Origin of the sequence: Pseudomonas sp. EA_65y_Pfl1_P113, from assembly GCF_963970525.1 — a bacterium.
In the GTDB taxonomy this organism is placed as follows: domain Bacteria; phylum Pseudomonadota; class Gammaproteobacteria; order Pseudomonadales; family Pseudomonadaceae; genus Aquipseudomonas; species Aquipseudomonas tritici.
Genome location: NZ_CAXAQM010000387.1, coordinates 1 through 506 on the forward strand (window position 1 = coordinate 1; position 506 = coordinate 506).

The 506-nt window shown below is 59.5% G+C and carries 1 protein-coding gene; it reads right to left on the reverse strand.

The genetic code is table 11. The features are described from left to right. On the reverse strand, nt 1-287 hold a 287-nt coding region (locus AACY52_RS30195), incomplete at its 3' end, for a hypothetical protein (RefSeq protein WP_339561360.1). Nucleotides 288-506: the final 219 nt, after the last annotated feature.

Genomic DNA, 506 nt, shown 5'->3' on the forward strand with positions numbered 1-506 from the left:
TCGGGTACCCACGGCAAGGCGAGCGACGTTGCCTGCGCCAACATCTCGGGCGATGCGATCCGCGTCGCGCTATCGACATAGGCCCATAACCGCCCATTCTCGATGCGTTGCTGGACGTCGAAGATCAAATTCGGCGGCGCGCCTGCGTCCAGCTTGGCAAGGTCGGGCATCGCGGCCATGACGATCCAGCTCGGCGCGGGCTGATAGAGTGGGGCTTCACTTGCAAAAGCGACGGAAGGCATCCCGGCAGCAATAACCGCCAGGCTCACCGAGTGAAAAAGTCGCAAATGATCCCCCTTACGTCTTCAAGTCCGTAGACAAGACTATGGGCGGAGGCGGCACGAAGCCAGTGCAATCTTTAAGGATTTTTGGCGCGGACTGACAATTTCAGGCACCTCCACCCCCTTTGTCAGTTTGCAGCAATCCTCCCACCACACCGGACCGGCGCGATCAGACCAATCGCGACTGTTTGACTGCCGCCGCTACGAAGCTTGCGAACAAGGGAT